Annotated in this window: 15 protein-coding genes and 1 riboswitch; of the genes, 10 read left to right on the top strand and 5 right to left on the bottom strand. The window is 72.7% G+C overall.

The window, feature by feature from the left end; translation table 11 throughout:
* The first annotated feature begins 293 nt into the window (after positions 1 to 293).
* The 8 genes from hpnE to DVK44_RS30880 all read left to right on the top strand — a co-directional run bounded on the left by hpnE (position 294) and on the right by DVK44_RS30880 (position 9,107).
* Complete coding sequence (hpnE, locus tag DVK44_RS30845; RefSeq protein WP_114663915.1) at positions 294 to 1,688, top strand: hydroxysqualene dehydroxylase HpnE; 1,395 nt, start codon at positions 294 to 296, stop codon at positions 1,686 to 1,688.
* A gap of 53 nt (positions 1,689 to 1,741) precedes the next feature.
* The gene (locus DVK44_RS30850) at positions 1,742 to 2,800 is read left to right on the top strand and encodes a polyprenyl synthetase family protein (RefSeq protein ID WP_162794297.1); all 1,059 of its coding nucleotides are present in this window, start codon (positions 1,742 to 1,744) and stop codon (positions 2,798 to 2,800) included.
* Positions 2,801 to 2,936: 136 nt separating this feature from the next.
* Positions 2,937 to 4,949 carry a squalene--hopene cyclase gene (gene shc, locus DVK44_RS30855; protein ID WP_114663917.1) on the top strand — a complete coding sequence of 671 codons (2,013 nt, stop codon included), beginning with the start codon at positions 2,937 to 2,939 and terminating at the stop codon, positions 4,947 to 4,949.
* Positions 4,949 to 5,656 carry a phosphorylase family protein gene (locus tag DVK44_RS30860; protein ID WP_114663918.1) on the top strand — a complete coding sequence of 236 codons (708 nt, stop codon included), beginning with the start codon at positions 4,949 to 4,951 and terminating at the stop codon, positions 5,654 to 5,656. The genes shc and DVK44_RS30860 overlap by 1 nt, the downstream gene beginning before the upstream one ends.
* Positions 5,657 to 5,661: 5 nt before the next feature.
* Entirely contained in the window at positions 5,662 to 6,681 is a 1,020-nt protein-coding gene (gene hpnH / locus DVK44_RS30865; RefSeq protein WP_114663919.1) for an adenosyl-hopene transferase HpnH, read from the top strand.
* Between the two features lie 110 nt (positions 6,682 to 6,791).
* On the top strand, positions 6,792 to 8,186 hold the full coding sequence (locus DVK44_RS30870; RefSeq protein ID WP_114663920.1) for an aspartate aminotransferase family protein: 1,395 nt from the start codon (positions 6,792 to 6,794) through the stop codon (positions 8,184 to 8,186).
* A gap of 76 nt (positions 8,187 to 8,262) precedes the next feature.
* On the top strand, positions 8,263 to 8,886 hold the full coding sequence (locus DVK44_RS30875) for a helix-turn-helix domain-containing protein (RefSeq protein ID WP_114663921.1): 624 nt from the start codon (positions 8,263 to 8,265) through the stop codon (positions 8,884 to 8,886).
* Between the two features lie 23 nt (positions 8,887 to 8,909).
* Positions 8,910 to 9,107: a DUF6126 family protein gene (locus DVK44_RS30880; RefSeq protein ID WP_114663922.1), complete on the top strand. Its 198-nt coding sequence runs from the start codon at positions 8,910 to 8,912 to the stop codon at positions 9,105 to 9,107.
* Between the two features lie 6 nt (positions 9,108 to 9,113).
* On the opposite strand, the gene DVK44_RS30885 is transcribed toward DVK44_RS30880, so the two are convergent.
* Positions 9,114 to 9,950 carry a tyrosine-protein phosphatase gene (locus tag DVK44_RS30885; RefSeq protein ID WP_162794130.1) on the bottom strand — a complete coding sequence of 279 codons (837 nt, stop codon included), beginning with the start codon at positions 9,948 to 9,950 and terminating at the stop codon, positions 9,114 to 9,116.
* Between the two features lie 394 nt (positions 9,951 to 10,344).
* Positions 10,345 to 10,478: riboswitch (cyclic di-AMP (ydaO/yuaA leader) on the top strand.
* A 21-nt stretch (positions 10,479 to 10,499) separates the two neighbouring features.
* On the opposite strand from DVK44_RS30885, the gene DVK44_RS30890 reads away from it, so the two are divergent.
* A complete protein-coding gene (locus DVK44_RS30890; RefSeq protein ID WP_114663923.1) occupies positions 10,500 to 11,546 on the top strand; it encodes a M23 family metallopeptidase in 1,047 nt (348 codons plus the stop codon).
* A gap of 175 nt (positions 11,547 to 11,721) precedes the next feature.
* Positions 11,722 to 12,546, top strand: a complete 825-nt coding sequence (locus DVK44_RS30895) for an SGNH/GDSL hydrolase family protein (RefSeq protein ID WP_114663924.1) — start codon at positions 11,722 to 11,724, stop codon at positions 12,544 to 12,546.
* A gap of 16 nt (positions 12,547 to 12,562) precedes the next feature.
* On the opposite strand, the gene DVK44_RS30900 is transcribed toward DVK44_RS30895, so the two are convergent.
* Genes DVK44_RS30900 through DVK44_RS30915 form a run of 4 tightly spaced genes read right to left on the bottom strand, consistent with a single transcriptional unit; the run spans position 12,563 to position 16,838 of the window.
* Positions 12,563 to 13,459 carry an STM4011 family radical SAM protein gene (locus DVK44_RS30900; RefSeq protein WP_114663925.1) on the bottom strand — a complete coding sequence of 299 codons (897 nt, stop codon included), beginning with the start codon at positions 13,457 to 13,459 and terminating at the stop codon, positions 12,563 to 12,565.
* A 7-nt stretch (positions 13,460 to 13,466) separates the two neighbouring features.
* Positions 13,467 to 14,816 (bottom strand): STM4012 family radical SAM protein, encoded by a 1,350-nt coding sequence (locus tag DVK44_RS30905; RefSeq protein ID WP_114663926.1) that lies wholly within the window; start codon positions 14,814 to 14,816, stop codon positions 13,467 to 13,469.
* Positions 14,813 to 15,625 (bottom strand): STM4013/SEN3800 family hydrolase, encoded by an 813-nt coding sequence (locus DVK44_RS30910; protein WP_114663927.1) that lies wholly within the window; start codon positions 15,623 to 15,625, stop codon positions 14,813 to 14,815. The genes DVK44_RS30905 and DVK44_RS30910 overlap by 4 nt, the downstream gene beginning before the upstream one ends.
* 1 nt (position 15,626) lies before the next feature.
* A complete protein-coding gene (locus tag DVK44_RS30915; RefSeq protein WP_181957570.1) occupies positions 15,627 to 16,838 on the bottom strand; it encodes an STM4014 family protein in 1,212 nt (403 codons plus the stop codon).
* Position 16,839: the final 1 nt, after the last annotated feature.

Raw genomic sequence — 16,839 nt, forward strand, 5'->3', positions numbered from 1 at the left:
CCCTCCCGCCCCCTTTCGAACGTATGCGCCCATCTTGGAGGCCGCGCGGATAGGTGGGGCGGCGTCGCGGGGCGATGGGCGGCGCCTGGCGGCGTTGTCGTCGGTCCACGACTCCCCCACTGTCTTAAGGGCGTGGGAGGTGCCCCCTCCGCGTCGCCTCTCTCCTCCGCCTTGCCATGCTTGCCCCTCGCCCCGCTCCTTCCTCCGCCCCACCTATCCGCGCGGCCTCTAATTCGCTCAACCTCCCGTTCGAATGACGCGTCCCTGACTACGACGGCCGTAGGAGGGAACGTATGAGGTCGACCGAGGACGGCACACGGGCCCACCACGCGGTCGTGGTCGGCGCTGGGCTCGCCGGGATCACCGCCGCCCTTCAGCTCGCCGACGCGGGGGTGCGGGTGACGCTCGTGGAAGGACGGCCCAGGCTCGGCGGACTCGCGTTCTCCTTCCGGCGCGGGGACCTCGTCGTCGACAACGGCCAGCATGTCTATCTGCGCTGCTGCACCGCCTACCGGTGGTTCCTCGACCGGGTGGACGGCGCCGCGCTCGCGCCCCTCCAGGACCGGCTGGACGTCCCCGTGGTCGACCTCGACGCGCCCGCCGGACGCCGGCTCGGCCGGATCCGCCGCACCGGGCTGCCCGTACCGCTCCACCTGGCCCCCGGGCTCGCCACGTACCCGCATCTCTCCCTCGCGGAACGCGCCTCCGTCGGCCGCGCCGCGCTCGCGCTCCAGCGGCTCGACCTCGGTGACCCCGCCCTGGGCGACACCGACTTCGCCACCTGGCTGCGCCGGCACGGACAGTCCGACCGGACCATCGAGGCCCTCTGGGACCTCGTCGGCGTGGCCACCCTCAACGCCACCGCCCCGCACACCTCCCTCGCGCTCGCCGCGATGGTCTTCCGCACCGGACTGCTCTCCGAGCCCGGCGCCGCCGACATCGGCTGGGCCCGCGTCCCGCTCGGCGACCTGCACGACACCCTGGCCCGCAAGGCGCTGGACTCCGCCGGTGTACGGACCGAGCTGCGCACCCGCGTCCACTCCGTCACCCGCGCCCCCGAGGGCGCCGGCTGGCACGTGGACACGGACGGCGAGCGCCTCGAAGCCGACGCCGTCGTCCTCGCCGTACCCCAGCGCGAGACCCACGACCTGCTGCCCGACGGCGCGCTGGACCACCCGGAGCGGCTGCGGGAGATCGGCACCGCGCCGATCCTCAACATCCACGTGGTCTACGACCGCCCGGTCCTGCGCCGCCCCTTCTTCGCCGCGCTCGGCACCCCCGTCCAGTGGGTCTTCGACCGTACCGACGCGTCCGGACTGAAGGACGGCCAGTATCTGGCGCTCTCCCAGTCGGACGCCGCCGACGAGATCGACGCCCCCGTCGCGGAGCTGCGCGCCCGCTACCTTCCCGAACTCGAACGCCTGCTGCCGCCCACCCGGGACGCGGAGGTACGGGACTTCTTCGTCACCCGGGAACGGACGGCCACGTTCGCTCCCGCCCCCGGCGTGGACCGGCTGCGGCCCGCCGCCCGTACCCGCGCCCCCGGCCTCTTCCTGGCCGGCGCATGGACCGCCACCGGCTGGCCCGCGACCATGGAGGGCGCTGTGCGCAGCGGCTTCAGCGCCGCCGGCGCGGCCCTCTCCGCCCTCGGCCGCCGCCATGAACACCCCTTGGAGGAGGCGGCATGAGCCCGAGTACCGCACCAACGAGTACTGGAACAAGAGGAGAGACCGTGCCGACCGTGCCCCCGGCCCATCCGGCTGTCGACACCGCGGACGTCTACGCGCTGCTGGAACGCGGCCGAGCCCTGTCCACACCGGTGCTGCGCGCCGCCGTCGACCGGCTCGCCCCGCCCATGGACACCGTCGCCGCCTACCACTTCGGCTGGATCGACGCCGACGGCCGGCCCGCCGACGGCGACGGCGGCAAGGCGGTGCGCCCGGCGCTCGCGCTGCTCTCCGCCGAAGCGGCCGGAGCGCCCCCGGAGACGGGCATCCCCGGCGCCGTCGCCGTGGAGCTGGTCCACAACTTCTCGCTGCTGCACGACGATCTGATGGACGGTGACGAGCAGCGCCGCCACCGCGACACCGTCTGGAAGGTGCACGGGCCCGCCCAGGCCATCCTCGTCGGTGACGCGCTCTTCGCCCTCGCCAACGAACTGCTGCTGGAGATCGGCACCGTCGAGGCGGGCCGGGCCACCCGCCGGCTGACCACCGCCACCCGCAAGCTGATCGACGGTCAGGCCCAGGACATCTCCTACGAGCACCGCGAGCGGGTCACGGTCGAGGAGTGCCTGGAGATGGAGGGCAACAAGACCGGCGCCCTGCTGGCCTGCGCGGTCTCCATCGGCGCGGTCCTCGGCGGCGCCGACGACCGGACGGCCGACACGCTGGAGGCGTACGGGCACCACCTCGGGCTGGCCTTCCAGGCCGTCGACGATCTCCTCGGCATCTGGGGCGATCCCGAGGCCACCGGCAAGCAGACCTGGAGCGATCTGCGCCAGCGCAAGAAGTCCCTGCCGGTCGTCGCCGCGCTCGCCGCGGGCGGCCCGGCGTCGCGACGGCTCGGTGAACTGCTGGCCGCCGATGCGAAAAGCAATGATTTCGAGACCTTTTCCGAGGAAGAGTTCGCCACCCGCGCGGCGTTGATCGAGGAAGCTGGTGGCCGTGAGTGGACCTCTCAGGAGGCCCGCAGACAGCACGCGGTCGCCATCGAGGCTCTGGATGGTGTGGACATGCCGGAAAAGGTCCGGGCGCAGCTCGTCGCGCTCGCCGACTTCGTCGTCGTACGGAAGAGATGATCACGATTCCCTTATGCCTTCCTTCTGGGTGATGACCCCCATATCCCGAGCAGTCGCCGTCCGCCGCCCTTGACCGTGCGTCGGACGACGGAGACCCCAGCACAGCAGAAGCACACCACTGCACGAAGGGGAAGCCATGACAGCGACGACCGACGGAAGCACCGGGGCCGTGGGACCCCGCGCACCCTCGGGCAACGGAACGACCGACACCGCGCGGCCCGACCCGGGCGGTGACCTCCGGGTCGCCGCCGAGCGGGCCACCGCACGCTCCGTCGAACATCTGCTCGGCCGACAGGACGCCCAGGGCTGGTGGAAGGGCGACCTCGCCACCAATGTGACGATGGACGCCGAGGATCTGCTGCTCCGTCAGTTCCTCGGCCTCCAGGACCCCCGCGTCACCCACGCCGCCGGCCTCTTCATCCGGGGCGAACAGCGCTCCGACGGCACCTGGGCCACCTTCTACGGCGGCCCCCCCGACCTCTCCGCCACCGTCGAGGCGTATGTGGCGCTGCGGCTGGCCGGGGACCGGCCCGACGACCCGCACATGGCGCGCGCCGCCCAGTGGGTACGCGACCGGGGCGGCATCGCCGCGAGCCGGGTCTTCACCCGGGTCTGGCTGGCGCTCTTCGGCTGGTGGAAGTGGGACGACCTGCCCGAACTCCCGCCCGAACTGGTCTTCCTGCCCAAGTGGTTCCCGCTCAACATCTACGACTTCGGCTGCTGGGCCCGCCAGACCATCGTGCCGCTCACCATCGTCTCGGCGAAACGGCCCGTACGGCCCGCGCCCTTCCCCCTGGACGAACTCCACGCGGCCCCCACCGCCGGGACCGCCGGACCCGCGCTCGCGCCCGTGGCCAGCTGGGACGGGGTCTTCCAGCGCCTGGACAAGGCCCTGCACCTCTACCACCGGGTCGCCCCGCGCAGACTCCGCCGCGGCGCCATGAACGCCGCCGCCCGGTGGATCATCGAGCGCCAGGAGAACGACGGCTGCTGGGGCGGGATCCAGCCGCCCGCCGTCTACTCCGTGATGGCCCTGCATCTGCTCGGCTACGACCTCGACCACCCGATCATGCGCGCCGGACTCGAATCGCTCGACCGGTTCGCCGTCTGGCGCGAGGACGGCGCCCGGATGATCGAGGCGTGCCAGTCCCCGGTCTGGGACACCTGCCTCGCGACCATCGCCCTCGCCGACGCCGGACTGAGCCCCGACCATCCGGCGCTGGTCAAGGCCGCCGACTGGATGATCGGCGAGCAGATCGTCCGCCCCGGCGACTGGGCCGTGCGCCGCCCCGGACTCACCCCCGGCGGCTGGGCGTTCGAGTTCCACAACGACAACTACCCCGACATCGACGACACCGCCGAGGTGATTCTCGCGCTCCGCCGGGTCGGCCACCCCGACCCCGAGCGGCTCGACGCGGCCATCGAGCGCGGCGCCCGGTGGAACCTGGGCATGCAGTCGCGGAACGGGGCCTGGGGCGCCTTCGACGCCGACAACACCAGTCCCTTCCCCAACCGGCTGCCGTTCTGCGACTTCGGCGAGGTCATCGACCCGCCCTCCGCCGATGTCACCGCGCATGTCGTCGAGATGCTCGCCTACGAGGGCAGGGCCCACCACCCGGTCACCCGGCGCGGGGTCGAGTGGCTCCTCGCCGAACAGGAGACCTTCGGCGGCTGGTTCGGCCGCTGGGGCGTCAACTACGTGTACGGGACGGGGGCGGTGGTGCCCGCGCTCACCGCCGCCGGACTGCCGCCCGCCCACCCCGCGATCCGACGCGCCGTCTCCTGGCTCGAATCCGTCCAGAACGAGGACGGCGGCTGGGGCGAGGACCTGCGCTCGTACCGCGAGGAGGGCTGGATCGGGCACGGCGCCACCACCGCCTCACAGACCGCCTGGGCGCTGCTCGCGCTGCTGGCCGCCGGGGAACGGGAGAGCAAGTCCGTCGAGCGGGGCATCGCCTGGCTCGCCGGGACCCAGCGGGAGGACGGCTCCTGGGACGAGCCGTACTTCACCGGCACCGGCTTCCCCTGGGACTTCTCCATCAACTACCACCTGTACCGGCAGGTCTTCCCGCTCACCGCGCTCGGCCGGTACGTCCACGGAGAGCCCAAGGCCCTCACCGCCCTCGCCGGCACGCGCAAGGCCGGCTGATGACACGGTCCCCGGGGCCGTCCTCGCGCCCCGGTACCACCGGTGACTCCGGTACGCCGGGCGGCGCCGGTCCGGGCGTGCCGCTGCTCCTCGCCTGCGCGCTCGGTATCGAACGCCTCGCCCTGCGCGCCGCCCCGCGCGGCGGCGGGGCCGGGGCGGCCGGGCCGGTGACCCTGCTCCGTACCGGCATGGGCCCCGGGAACGCCGAGCGCGCCGTGGCACGCGCGCTCGCGGAGCCCCGGCACCGGGACGCGGCCGTCCTCGCCTCCGGGTTCTGCGCCGGGCTCGCCCCCGGAATGAACCCGGGCGACCTGATCGTCGCCGAGGAGACCCGCGGCCCGGACGCCACCACCCCCTGCACCGGGGTCGGGGCGCTGGTCGACGCCCTGGTCAGAGCCGTACCCGGGCATACGGTCCACACCGGCCCGCTGACCGGCTCCGACCATGTGGTGCGCGGCCGGGAACGGGCCGCGCTGCGGACCACCGGGGCCCTCGCGGTGGACATGGAGTCCGCCGCCACGCTCCGGACCGCCCTGCTGGCCGGCCCCCGCCCGGTTGCCGCCGTCCGGGTGATCGTGGACGCTCCCGAGCATGAGCTGGTCCGTATCGGCACGGTACGCGGTGGAATATCAGCCTTTCGTGTTCTCCGTGCCGTCCTCCCCGCTTTCCATGAATGGCACCGTTCTTTGCTGCTCCCCAGGAGGTGAGCTAGATGGCCATGCCACTCCGTCAGACCATCAGGGTCGGGACGTACCTCTTCGAACAGAAGCTGCGCAAGCGGGAGAAGTTTCCGCTCATCGTCGAGCTGGAACCCCTCTTCGCCTGCAATCTCGCCTGTGAGGGATGCGGGAAGATCCAGCACCCCGCCGGGGTGCTGAAGCAGCGCATGCCCGTCGCCCAGGCCGTCGGCGCGGTGCTGGAGTCCGGCGCGCCGATGGTCTCCATCGCCGGCGGCGAACCGCTGATGCACCCGCAGATCGACGAGATCGTCCGCCAGCTGGTGGCCAGAAGGAAGTACGTCTTCCTCTGCACCAACGCGATGCTCATGCGCAAGAAGCTCGACAAGTTCACCCCCTCGCCGTACTTCGCCTTCGCCGTGCACATCGACGGCCTGCGCGAGCGGCACGACGAGTCCGTCGCCAAGGAAGGCGTGTTCGACGAGGCGGTGGCGGCGATCAAGGAGGCCAAGCGCCGCGGCTTCCGGGTCACCACCAACTCCACCTTCTTCAACACCGACACCCCGCAGACGATCATCGAGGTGCTCAACTACCTCAACGACGAGCTGAAGGTGGACGAGATGATGATCTCGCCCGCCTACGCCTACGAGAAGGCCCCCGACCAGGAGCACTTCCTGGGGGTCGAGCAGACCCGGGAACTCTTCCGGAAGGCGTTCGCCGGCGGCAACCGGGCGCGCTGGCGGCTGAACCACTCGCCGCTCTTCCTGGACTTCCTCGAAGGCAAGGCCGACTTCCCGTGCACGGCCTGGGCCATCCCCAACTACTCGCTCTTCGGCTGGCAGCGGCCCTGCTATCTGATGAGCGACGGGTATGTGCCGACGTACCGTCAGCTGGTCGAGGAGACCGACTGGAGCAAGTACGGCCGCGGCAAGGACCCGCGCTGCGCCAACTGCATGGCGCACTGCGGCTACGAACCGACCGCCGTCCTCGCCACCATGGGCTCGCTGAAGGAGTCCCTGCGGGCGGCCCGCGAGACGGTCGTCGGCACGCGGTGACGACCGGCACCACCACGGGCGACAGGCTCTGAGCCGGTGGCGCCGGAGAGCTGGGCGCCACCGGCCGGTTCCGTGCTCGGTTCCGTAACCGGTCCCAAGGAGGCCATGGCATGACCACCGAACCCGAGGGCTTCGACCTGGGAAAGCTCCTCGCCGAGCGGAGCGCGGAGCGCTACGAGCTGCACACCCGGTATCTCAACCACCAACTCCCGCGCATGCTGCGCACCATCGGCTTCGACCGCGTCTACGAACGGGCCGAGGGCGCCTACTTCTGGGACGACCGGGGCGACGACTACCTCGACATGCTCGCCGGCTTCGGGGTGATGGGCCTCGGCCGGCACCACCCCGTCGTCCGCAAGGCGCTCCACGACGTCCTCGACGCCTCCCTCGCCGACCTCACCCGCTTCGACTGCCAGCCGCTGCCCGGACTGCTCGCCGAGCGGCTCCTCGCCCACAGCCCCCACCTCGACCGGGTGTTCTTCGGCAACAGCGGTACGGAAGCGGTCGAGACCGCGCTCAAGTTCGCCCGTTACGCCACCGGAAAGCCGCGGATCCTCTACTGCCCGCACGCCTTCCACGGGCTGACCACCGGCTCCCTCTCCGTCAACGGAGAGGACGGCTTCCGCGACGGATTCGCCCCCCTGCTGCCCGACACCGCGATCCCGCTCGGCGATCTCGACGCGCTCGAACGGGAGCTGCGCCGCGGCGATGTGGCCGCCTTCGTGGTCGAGCCGATCCAGGGCAAGGGCGTCCACGCGGCGCCGCCCGGCTTTCTGCGGGCCGCGCAGGAGCTGCTGCACCGCCACAAGGCGCTGCTCATCGCCGACGAGGTGCAGACCGGACTCGGCAGGACCGGCGACTTTTACGCGTACCAGCACGAGGACGGCGTCGAACCGGACCTGGTCTGTGTGGCCAAGGCGCTCTCCGGCGGCTATGTGCCCGTCGGCGCGACGCTCGGCAAGGACTGGATCTTCCAGAAGGTCTACTCCTCGATGGACCGCGTCCTGGTCCACTCGGCGAGCTTCGGCTCGAACGCCCAGGCCATGGCGGCCGGTCTGGCCGTCCTCTCGGTGATGGCGGACGAGGAGATCGTCGCCAACGCGCGGGCCACCGGCGATCTGCTCAGGACCCGGCTGGCGGCGCTCGTCGACCGCTACGAGCTGCTGTCGGAGGTACGCGGCCGGGGCCTGATGATCGGTATCGAGTTCGGCCGGCCCCGATCGGTGCGGCTGCGCGGCCGCTGGACGATGCTCCAGGCCGCCCGCAAGGGGCTCTTCGCACAGATGGTGGTCGTACCGCTGCTCCAGAAGCACCGTATCCTCACCCAGGTCTCCGGCGACCGGCTGGAAGTGATCAAGCTGATTCCGCCGCTGACCATCGGTGAACGGGAGGTTGACCGCTTCGTGACCGCCTTCACGGCCGTCATGGACGACGCCCACAGCGGTGGCGGCCTCATGTGGGACTTCGGACGGACCCTGGTGAAACAGGCCGTCGCCAACCGGTAGATCCTCTTCGAAGCGGGCGGGTTGCCTCTGGGGCAAGAAATTTGCCTCTGAGGAAAGATACTGGCGCAATGGGGGCATGAGCACACCTCCCGCCGGAGAGGCGGCCGGCGAACTGCCCGAACAGCTCCCCGACGTCGCGCCCCGCCTGCGCGAGCTGCGCCGGGGCCGCCGCCTCACCCTGGAGGCCGCGGCCCGCCGGGCCGGGCTGTCGCCCGCGCACCTCTCCCGGCTGGAGACGGGGCGCCGGCAGCCGTCGCTGCCCATGCTGCTCGGTCTGGCCCGTATCTACGGTACGACCGTCTCCGAACTGCTCGGGGAGGTGACGCCCGAGCGCGACCCCATCGTCCGGGCCGGCCGGCCGGTGCCCGCGGAGGCCGACGGCTGGACGTACCACCAGGCCGGCAGCCCCGGCCGGGCGATGCAGCCGCTGCGCCTCCAGGTGCCGTACGGGGCACAGGGGGACCTCGTCCGGGTCCACCCGGGGGAGGAGTGGCTCTATGTCCTTACCGGGCCGCTGCGGCTCTACCTCGGCGACACCGCGCATGTGCTCGCGCCCGGGGACAGCGCGCACTTCGACTCGCTCACCCCGCACCGGATCGCCGCGGCCGGTCCCGGGGGGACCGAGCTGCTCTTCGTCCACACCCTGTTGCAGAGTCCCGCCACCGAGCTGTGCCTCGGCGGCGGGGCCCGTCGCAGCTGACCCGCCGAGAGAGGCCCGCCGCCATGTCGGAGACAGAGAAGCCCGTGCCCGCCACCGGTCCCGCGGATCCGGCCGGGCCGGAGCCCCGGCCGGAACGGATCATGGACGAGGAGAAGAAGTTCCCCCGGGGGCTGGTCATCCGGCTCTTCGCCTATCTGGTGGCGGGCCATCTCTTCGCCGCGTTCCTCTACCTGCTCTTCGAGATGGGCGGCAGGGGGTAGACCGCGTCAGCCGTTGCCGTCGCCGTTGCTGTCGCCGTCGTCGAGGAGCCGGGCGCGCAGCCGGTCGCGGGTCGCGGGGGTGAGTCCGAGCCCCTCGGAGAGATAGCGGTCGGTGCTGCCCCAGGTGGTGGTGATGCTCTCGAAGGCCGCCGCGAGGTACTCGGCGCGGGCGTCGAAGAGCGGGCTGAGCAGCTCCATCACCTCGGCGGACTCGTCGGCCGGGGAGCCGTCGCCGCGGCGGACCCGGTAGCGGCGGTGCGGGTCGTTCGACTTGAGGTAGTCGGCCTCGATCGCGTCGGGCTCGACCCCGACCGCGAGCAGGGCGATCGCGACGGAGAGCCCGGCGCGGTCCTTGCCCGCCGCGCAGTGCATCAGCGCCGGGACGCTGTCCTCGGCGAGCGCGTGCAGCACCCGGCTGTGCTCGGCGGTGCGGTCCGTGATGATCGTCCGGTACGAGCCGATCATCCGGGCCGCCGCCCTGTCCTCCGAGAGGAGCGAGCGCAGTTGGCCGAGATCGCCGTCCCGCACCATCCGCCAGAACTCGGCGCCGTCGGCCGGGTCGGAGAGCGGGATGTTCACATGCCGGACGCCGGGCAGTGCCACATCCTCGCCGTCCAGCTTCATATCGGCGGAGTTGCGGAAGTCGAAGACCGTGTGCAGCCCCAGGCCGGTGAGGAACGCCGCGTCGGCGTCGGTGGCGTGGGCGAGATGGCCGCTGCGGAAGAGCGTGCCGCCGCGCACCCGCCGGCCGTCCGTGGTCGGCAGGCCGCCCACGTCACGGAAGTTGCGCACACCGGACAGTTCGGGCTCTGTCGACGGGACTTGCGGCAGCTGCTGCGTCACGGCGGCTCCTCCGTGTCTGCCGTCGGCGCGGCTCGCCGACGAGGTCGTGTCCTGACGATACGACATGGGTTCGGAGCCGAGGAGGTGACCGCGAGGCATCTGTCCGTAATGACTCATTGAACCCAAACTGCCCTGTTAATAGGGGAGATGGGGTGCGGTCCGTGAGCGGAATCATAACGGTGACGTTCCGTGGCGGCGCCCTCGAAGGTAAAGCCAACCCCATGGGGGATTCGAAGATCGGTCATCGACGCAGGGTGACGGGTGGTGCGTGATGATATTCCGGTCAACTCCTGCGGCTGAAAACAACTGCTTGTACCGGACGTCCGACTCGCCTACGTTCACCCTCAATCCGGGCGGAACGCCGAATCCTGCCACTGCCCGGGGACCCACACCCGAACCCTTCACGTGTGGCAGGAGCGGGGGACCCAGGCAGTACGCCGATCCGGGTGTTCCGGACCGGCTCGGGGTGAAGCCGCGCACCACGCGCGGCCGGGCAGCTCCAGCCCGAACCCGACAGCTCACCTCGTATGGCGCCGGAGAGGAACGCACATGCCCGCGAAGGGTAAGCACCGCCGACCGAAGAACAATCCGCTGTCGCGCCGCTTCATCGCCGCGAGTACGGGCGGCGCCGCCATCGCGCTGCCGCTCATCGGCGCCACCGGCGCGCACGCCGCCGGCCAGACCGCCCCCGCCGTCGCCCCGAAGGCGGCCCCGGCGACGACGGACACGGCGACGGCGCGGAGCGCGTCCACCACGAGCACGGCCACGGCGTCGACCGCGACCGCCGCGCAGGGGACCGCCGCCACGCAAATCGGCACCAGGACGACGGCCCGTACCTACTCCGTGGTCTCCGGCGACTATCTGTCGAAGATCGCCGTCGAGCAGCGGGTCAAGGGCGGCTGGCAGCGGCTGTACGAGGACAACCGCCAGGCCATCGGCGCCGACCCCGGTCTGATCCACCCCGGGCTGAAGCTGACGCTCGGCGCGAAGGCGGCGTCGGCCGCCCCCGCCCGTACCTCGGCCGCCCCCACCCGTACGTCCTCCGCGCCGGCCGCGTCCGCTCCCCGGAGCGAGGCCCCGGCGAAGGCGTCCGAGTCCGCGTCGTCCGGCCGTACGTCCTCGGACTCCGGCACCTCCGCCGGTACCTCCTCCGGCACGGCGTCGTCCAACACGGCCACGCAGACCACCGGTTCCGGCTTCCTCAAGCCCGTGGACGCGCCGATCGGCACGTCGTACCGCGCGTCGGGCGGCAGCTGGTCCAGCGGCTACCACACCGGTGTGGACTTCCTCGCCTCCGCCGGCTCCACCGTCCGGGCGGTCGGCACGGGCACCGTCGTCGCGGCCGGCTGGGGCGGCTCGTACGGCAACCAGGTCGTCGTCCAGCACAGCGACGGCAAGTACTCCCAGTACGCCCACCTCTCCGCGCTGTCCGTCTCCGCCGGGCAGAGCGTGAACGCCGGGCAGCAGATAGGCGTCTCCGGCGCCACCGGCAATGTCACGGGCCCCCACCTGCACTTCGAGATCCGCACCGGCCCGGACTACGGCTCGGACATCGACCCGGTGGCCTACCTCCGCTCGCAGGGCGTCACGGTCTGAACCCGCTCCCGACCGCGCCGCACGCGCGGCGACCGCCCGGCACCGCGGTGCCGGGCGGTCGCCTTTCCCCGGCTATTCCCGGTTGGGCGAAACTTGACGGATGGTGTTTCTCACCCACGGTCAACCCCTCCTTACGGTCGCGTAAGTCACATGGCCGGGAGGAAGATGGTCCGCTGTGGCAGACGATTCGAGAACAACAAGAGGAAACAGCGGAATCGAGTCGTACGCGGCGATCGGCGACAGCTTCACGGAAGGTGTGGGGGACCCAGGACCCGACGGGCGGTTCGTCGGCTGGGCGGACCGGCTGGCGGTCCTGCTCGCGGACCGGCTCCCGGACTCCGGCGCGACGGCCGACACCGCGCACGGGGACTTCCGCTACGCCAATCTCGCCGTACGCGGCCGGCTCCTGGACCAGGTCGTCGAGGAGCAGCTCCCCCGGGCGCGGGAACTCGCCCCGGACCTGGTGACCTTCTGCGCGGGCGGGAACGACATCCTGCGGCCCGGCGGCGACCCCGACGATGTCGCGGAGCGCCTTGAGCGCGCCGTCGCCGATCTGACCGGCTCCGTCGGCACCGTCCTGCTGACCACCGGCTTCGACACCCGTGGCGTGCCCGTACTGCGCCATCTGCGCGGCAAGATCGCCACGTTCAACGAACACACCCGGGCCATCGCGGACCGCTACGGCTGTCCCGTACTCGACCTCTGGTCCCTCCGGACCGTCCAGGACCGGCGGGCCTGGGACGGCGACCGGCTGCATCTGTCGCCCGAGGGGCACACCCGGGTCGCGCTGCGCGCCGCCCAGGTGCTCGGCGTCGAGGTGCCCGCGGACCCGGACCAGCCGTGGCCGCCGCTGCCGCCGCGCGGCACCCTGGAGGAACGGCGCGACGACATCCACTGGGCGCGCGAGTACCTGGTGCCGTGGATCGGGCGCAGGCTGCGCGGCGAGTCCTCGGGCGACCACGTCCAGGCGAAGCGGCCCGACCTGCTGCCGCTGCCCTGAGCATCCGGTCCCGGCGCTACGGGCGCGCCGGGACCACCGCGGGGAGCGCCGCCGGGGCCCGGGGCGGGAGCGGTCCGGCAGGGATCCGCTCCAGGACGCCCCCGGCGAAGACGTCGTACAGCGGCAGCGTCTCCAGGTGCACATAGCCGATGTGGCAGTCGCAGACCGCGAGCGGGCAGGCCCGGGGCGCGAGCGCGCGCCGGTAGGAGCCGTCGTACAGATTGCCCAGCTCGGCGGGGACGAAGTGGCAGCGCCGTACGGTGCCCTCGCCGTCCACGGAGATCACCGACTCGCCCGTCCGGCAGGGCAGTCCGGCCGAACGGTGCGGATCGCGGCTGTACGGGAAGAGCGGGTCCAGCTCCGTCCAGCGCGCGGCCTCCTCGTCCGTGTAGCGGTGCCCGTCCGCCGCGTTGACCCAGAGATAGACGTGCGCGGGCAGCTCGGCGCGCAGCCGGCGGGCCTGCTCCAGATGGTCTCCGAGACCGACGACGCCCACGCTGAAGCGGATACCGAGCGCCGTCAGCTCGTGCGCCTTCGTCAGAAAGCGGTCGTACGGCGTCTGTCCGGGGTGATACGTGCACCACAGCGCGAGCTTCGCCGGGTCCGCGTCCGCCAGCCAGCCGGTGCGGCAGCTCAGATTCGTCTGGATCGCCACCCGGCGCAGATGCGGCAGCCGCGACAGCTCCACCAGCGTCCGCCGGTACCAGGACCGCGTCAGGCCCTCGCCCCAGGGCGTGAACAGCACCGACAGCCGGTCCTCCCCGGGCCGCGCGGCCCAGCCGGCGAACCGCTCCAGCGCGGCCCGGTCGGCGCGCAGCTGATCGCCGCTGTCCCGCCGCTTCGCGAACGGGCAGTACGGGCAGTCGTAGTCGCAGGAGGCGAGCGGCCCGCGGTAGAGGATCGTCAGGTCCACAGCGGCCTCACTTCGGCAGATACGCGGCCATGGCGGCCCGTACGGCGGGGGAGAAGAGCGCCGGGCCCAGCGCGTCCGAGTGCGCCAGCCCCTCGGGGGAGAGCCGCAGCAGCCCGGGGCCCGCCGCCGGGTCCAGCCAGCCGAGCGCCGCGAACCGGGCCAGCTCGGCCGGGAAGTCCTCGGCGGGCCCGCCGCCGAACCGCTCGCGGTAGTCGGCCACCTCCATCCCCGCGGCCTGGAGCAGCGACTGGAGCAGATGGCGGCGGCGCGCCTCGTCCCCGTCGACCCGGCGGCCGACCTCCGCGCGCGAGAAGTCCTCCGTCGTCGTGTACGCGTCGATGATCGACCGTATCTCGCGCATGTCGACGGCGTAGTCGAAGGAGTAGTGGAGCGTGGCGGTGTACGAACGGGCCCCGCAGCCCAGGCCGATCATGCCGTCGGTCTGGCACGCGTAGTCGTCGGCGCCTTCGGACGGCGCGTCGGGCCGCCGGAACATCCGCATGGACCGCTGCTCGTACCCCTGGGCGAGGAGATGGTCCCGGCCCTGCCGGTAGAGCCGCAGCCGCTGCTCGTCCCAGGCCGCGTCGCCGCTCGCGCCGAGCCTGCCGAGGCCGGTGAGCGGACGGACGTACAGCGGATAGAGATACAGCTCCTCGGGCCGCCAGGCCAGCGCGGCGTCCAGCGAGCGGCGCCAGCTCGCCGGGGTCTGGCCGTCGATGCCGTAGATCAGATCGATGTTGAGGACGGGGAAGCGCGCGTCGCGGATCCGGCCGAGCGCCGCCTCGACCTCGGCGCGCCGCTGCGGACGTACGGCCGCCCGCGCCTCCTCCTCGACGAAGCTCTGGACGCCGATGCTCAGCCGGGTGGCGCCGCGGTCGGCGAGGACGGCGAGCCGGTCGGCGGTGGCCGTGGCGGGGGAGGTCTCGACGGAGAGCGGCACGGCCCGCAGATCGGCGCCGGCGCCGGTCTCCGCGATGTCGCACAGCCGGTCCAGCTCCCCGGCGGTGAGGAAGGTCGGGGTGCCGCCGCCGAAGGCCGCGGCGGCGAACCGTACGGGACCGTCGTCCCCCAGCGCCTCCCGGACGGCGGTCGCCTGCCGGGCGAGGGCGTCGAGATAGCGCGTCGTCAGCTCGCCGGGCGCGCCGATCCGGGTGAAGAGATTGCAGAAGCCGCAGCGGACTTCGCAGAACGGGATGTGCAGATAGAGCGAGAGGGCGTCCGTGCGCTGCCCGGCCCACAGCGCGCGCAGCGCGGGCCGGTCCGGCAGCGGACGGTAGGCCGTCTTGTGCGGATAGGCGTAGACATAGCTCTCGTACGGGCGGACCGCGGCGGGCGCGGTCACGGGGGCGGTGCTCATGGAGTGGTCCCGGGGTCCAGGAAGAAGTGGGCGTACGGCACGGTCCAGACGGACGCGTGGCCCAGCCGGTGGCCGGTCCAGCCGTCGTCGCCGTAGGCGGTGCCGTGGTCGGAGCAGACGATCGCGAAGCAGCGGCGCCGGCCGCTCATGGCCGCGAAGAGCCGGCCGATGTGCCGGTCGACGTATTCGAGCGCGGCGGCGTGGGTGGCGCGCGAGTCGCCGGCCTCCCTGGTGGCGCCGGGCAGATGGAACCAGTTGGGCTGGTGCAGCGCGGGGACGTTGACGAAGAGGAACAGCCGCCGCCCGGGGTCGAGCGCGGCGATCACCTGCTCCGCGCGGTCGATCTGGGACTCGAAGGAGGTCGGTGAGGTCACCCCGAACTCCGGCTCCCAGTGGCTCTCCTGGAACATCCCGGGCAGCACGGAGCCCAGCGGCCCCCGCTTGTTGAAGAAGCCGACCCCGCCGACGCACACCGTGCGGTACCCGGCCGCCGCGAGGCCGGAGACCAGATCGGGGGTGTCGAAGACATAGGTGCGCTCCGCCGTGGACTCGCTGCCGCCGAAGCGCGCGGCGAACAGCCTCGGATGCGGTCCGGGCGCGGCGGGCGTGGGCAGGAATCCGGCGAAGATCGCCTGGTGCGAGGCGTAGGTGAAGCTGCCGGGCGCGTGCCGCTCCTCCCAGCGTCCGCCCGGCAGACGGCGGGCGAGATGCGGGAGCCGGCCCGCGCCGGCCAGCTCCTGGGCGACGTCGAAGCGCAGGGTGTCGAGGGTGACGAGCAGCAGATCGTCCCGCCCGACGACCTCGTTCATGTCAGGTGCGGGCACGGCGGTCCTCCGTCGCTCGTCGCATCCGTGCAGGTGTCTGCGTATGCGTCTGTGGATGCGTCCGTGCTGTCCGTGCTGTCCGGGCGGGGAGTGCGGCGAGCTGCGCCGCGTAGGTGTCCATCCCCTCGGCCGCCGTGCCGGGCAGCCCGGTGAGCCGGGGCAGCAGATCACCGAAGGCGTTGACCTCGCAGACGGCGAACCGGCGCCAGCCCAGGGCGGGCAGCAGATCTACGCCCACGCAGTGGGTGTCCGGGAAACACGCCGCCGCGCGCTCGCAGAGCGCGAGCGCCCCGGCCCAGCTGCCCCCGGCCGCTTCGATGGCGGCGCGGGCCGCGTCGAGATCGCCGCGGACCCCGCCGAGATGGAGATTGGTCAGGGGGGAGCGGCTGGTCCGCACCACCGCGTGGGTGGCCCGGCCACCGGCCACCACCACCCGCAGATCGGCCGTCCGGCCCGCCTGGGCGGACTTGGGCACCCACTGCTCGATATGCAGCCCGTCGGGCGCCAGGGCGTCCACGATCGCCGCCACCTCGCGCTCCGTCCCGTACGTCCGCACCCGCAGCGAGTTGAAGAGCCGGCCCGTCCCGTCGCGCTCGACGGAGGTGGTGGCCCGCACCCGGCCGGGGCCCGCCGTCTCCAGGGCCAGCACCCCGGAGGCCGAGGAGCCGTGGGCCGGCTTGACGAACGCCCGGCGCAGCCCGGCGGCGGCCATCAGGGTCCGTACGTCGTCCCAGCCGGCGACCGTCGGCGCGGCCGGGCCCGAGGTGGGCGACGCGGGGACCCGTACCCCCGCCGCGTCCAGCGCGCCGTGGCAGAGCCGCTTGTCGAAGAGCACCGCCAGCTCGGCGGGGTCGTCGAGCAGCTCCGCCCCGGCGGCGCGGGCGCGCTCGCCCAGCCCCCGGGCGGCGGCCGTGAACCGCGCGTACCAGAGAGCGGTGCCCTCGACCCTGGCGGGATCCTCGGCACCGCGCAGCAGCCGGTCCACCTCGCGGTCCTCGCCCGGCGAGTCGAGCCGTACGGTCTCGCCGGGCCCGAACGCGGCCCGGCCGCGCAGCACATCGAGCCAGGACACCACCCGGGCGGGCGGCAGCCCGGCGGCCAGGACGGCGTCCTGGAACAGCGTCGTGCGGCGGTTGCCGGGGATCCCGACGACGGTCAGCCGTCGCTCCCGGTCCACGCCGCCGGGGAAGGCCGCCATC

Origin of the sequence: Streptomyces paludis (assembly GCF_003344965.1) — a bacterium.
In the GTDB taxonomy this organism is placed as follows: Bacteria; Actinomycetota; Actinomycetes; order Streptomycetales; family Streptomycetaceae; genus Streptomyces; species Streptomyces paludis.

Coding starts and splice junctions, on each gene's coding strand:
- DVK44_RS30875 (WP_114663921.1), top strand. CDS start 8,263: ATGAGCACACCTCCCGCCGGAGAGGCGGCCGGCGAACTGCCCGAACAG.
- hpnE (WP_114663915.1), top strand. CDS start 294: ATGAGGTCGACCGAGGACGGCACACGGGCCCACCACGCGGTCGTGGTC.
- shc (WP_114663917.1), top strand. CDS start 2,937: ATGACAGCGACGACCGACGGAAGCACCGGGGCCGTGGGACCCCGCGCA.
- DVK44_RS30910 (WP_114663927.1), bottom strand. CDS start 15,625: ATGAACGAGGTCGTCGGGCGGGACGATCTGCTGCTCGTCACCCTCGAC.
- DVK44_RS30890 (WP_114663923.1), top strand. CDS start 10,500: ATGCCCGCGAAGGGTAAGCACCGCCGACCGAAGAACAATCCGCTGTCG.
- DVK44_RS30905 (WP_114663926.1), bottom strand. CDS start 14,816: ATGAGCACCGCCCCCGTGACCGCGCCCGCCGCGGTCCGCCCGTACGAG.
- DVK44_RS30860 (WP_114663918.1), top strand. CDS start 4,949: ATGACACGGTCCCCGGGGCCGTCCTCGCGCCCCGGTACCACCGGTGAC.
- DVK44_RS30870 (WP_114663920.1), top strand. CDS start 6,792: ATGACCACCGAACCCGAGGGCTTCGACCTGGGAAAGCTCCTCGCCGAG.
- DVK44_RS30915 (WP_181957570.1), bottom strand. CDS start 16,838: ATGGCGGCCTTCCCCGGCGGCGTGGACCGGGAGCGACGGCTGACCGTC.
- hpnH (WP_114663919.1), top strand. CDS start 5,662: ATGGCCATGCCACTCCGTCAGACCATCAGGGTCGGGACGTACCTCTTC.
- DVK44_RS30880 (WP_114663922.1), top strand. CDS start 8,910: ATGTCGGAGACAGAGAAGCCCGTGCCCGCCACCGGTCCCGCGGATCCG.